The following is a 1,853-nucleotide window of genomic DNA, read 5'->3' on the forward strand; positions in this document are numbered from 1 at the left end:
ATGGTCTGGGTAGTCTGGTTGAGCAAGCGGCGGAAGCCTTCTTCCTGTGGCGCGGTGTGCGCCCGGAATCGGCGCCCGTACTGGCTGAACTCCGCCGCCAACTGGGCTGATACAGAACTAAATGTGGGAGCGGGCTTGCTCGCGAATGAGGTATGTCAGCCAAAAATTACTTAGCTGAATCACCGCATTCGCGAGCAAGCCCGCTCCCACATTTTTAACTGCGTTCAATCCTGAAAATTGATAGGGCAGCTGTCGGCCCCTTCCAGCTTTTTCAACTCTTCTACTACCTGCGGCCGCGCCCGCCGCAACGTCAGGCTGCGCCCCAGCCCACGCAACCGTCGCGCCTCCTGGTGCAGCATCTCCACCCCGGAGTAATCGATAAAGTTGATCTGCTGGGCCTCAATCACCACCCGCTCACCCTGCAGGCTCTGCAGGCGCACCTGCAGGTAGTGGCTGGCGCCGAAGAAGATCGACCCCCCTACCCGCAACACATCTTCATCGCCGTCACGCCATTGCTGCACTCGGGGTTGCGACGTGCGCTTGAGATAGAAAAACAGCGACGCCAGCACGCCCGCATAAATTGCTGTTTGCAGTTCCAGCAGCAAGGTGGCGATGCAGGTCAGGCTCATCACCACAAATTCGGCGCGACTGACGCGGAATAAGGCGCGAATGCCGCGACGGTCAACCAGCCCCCAACTGATCAGCAAGATGCTGGCGGCCATGCTCGGGATCGGAATGTGGGCGATCAACGCCGCGCCAAACAACGCAAACAGCGCCACCCACAAGGCAGAAAAGATGCCGGCCAACGGCGAACAGGCGCCCGCCTCGTAGCTCAGGCCGGAGCGGGTAAAGGAACCCGCTGACAAATACCCGGAGAAAAATCCGCCGACGATGTTGGATAACCCCTGCGCACGCACTTCCTGGTTGGCGTCGAGCAGCTGTTGCGAACGCGCCGACAGCGAGCGGGCGATCGACAGGCTGGTCACCAGCCCCAACATGCCCACCGCCACGGCGCTCGGCAGCAGGCGCAGGATCACATCCAGGTCCATGGGCAACGGGCTGAACGGCGGCAGTTTGCCGATAAACGAACTGACCAGTGCCACATGCCCGAACATCGCCGGCCATAACCAGGCGACCAGGCTGCCCAGCGCCAGCGCGATCAACAGGGTTGGCCAGCGTGGTACGAGGTATTTGAGCAGCGCGCCCACCAGTAACGTGCCTACTCCGAGGAGGAGTGAGGCATGGTCCCATTCGCCGCTGTGATGGACCAGTGCCAGCAGGCTGTTGATTGCTGTGGCCTGGCTCGGTAAATCCAGCCCCAGCAGATTGGGTAATTGTCCGAGCGCAATCACCACGGCTGCACCCAAGGTGAACCCGAGCACCACCGAATGGGAGACAAAATTCACCAGCGCGCCAAAGCGCAGCATGCCCAACAGCCACTGGAAAACCCCGGCGAGGAATGTCAGCAACAGGATCAAGGTGATGTAGTCCTGCGACCCCGGCACGGCCAACGGGCTGACGCTGGCGTAAAGAACAATGGAAATCGCCGCTGTGGGCCCACAGATCAGGTGCCACGACGAACCCCACAGGCACGCGATCAGCACCGGGATAATGGCCGCGTACAAGCCATATTCGGGTGGGAGACCGGCGATCAATGCGTAGGCAATCGACTGCGGCAGGGCGAGCACCGCGCCGCTGAGGCCGACGATTGCGTCCCGCCCCACGCTGGCGCGGGTTTGGCGCGGCAGCCAGCGCAGGAAGGGGAAAAGAGTGTGGCGGGTGGGCCGGGGCATCAGGGTCTCGGTTTGAAGGTTTTACGCAGAATATCAGTACATACAAAACCCTGTGGGAGC

1 protein-coding gene and 1 pseudogene are annotated in these 1,853 nt (G+C 61.4%); one reads left to right on the top strand and one right to left on the bottom strand.

The genetic code is table 11. The features are described from left to right. Positions 1-110 (top strand): annotated as a pseudogene (aroE, locus tag HX803_RS31735) (shikimate dehydrogenase); the annotation flags it as partial. Positions 111-224: 114 nt separating this feature from the next. Here the strand turns inward: aroE and HX803_RS31740 are convergent. Continuing rightward, positions 225-1,793, bottom strand: coding sequence for a SulP family inorganic anion transporter (locus tag HX803_RS31740; RefSeq protein ID WP_178926018.1), 1,569 nt, complete (start codon positions 1,791-1,793; stop codon positions 225-227). Positions 1,794-1,853 lie beyond the last annotated feature (60 nt).

It is taken from the genome of Pseudomonas sp. P7548 (assembly GCF_013386585.1).
Classification (GTDB): domain Bacteria; phylum Pseudomonadota; class Gammaproteobacteria; order Pseudomonadales; family Pseudomonadaceae; genus Aquipseudomonas.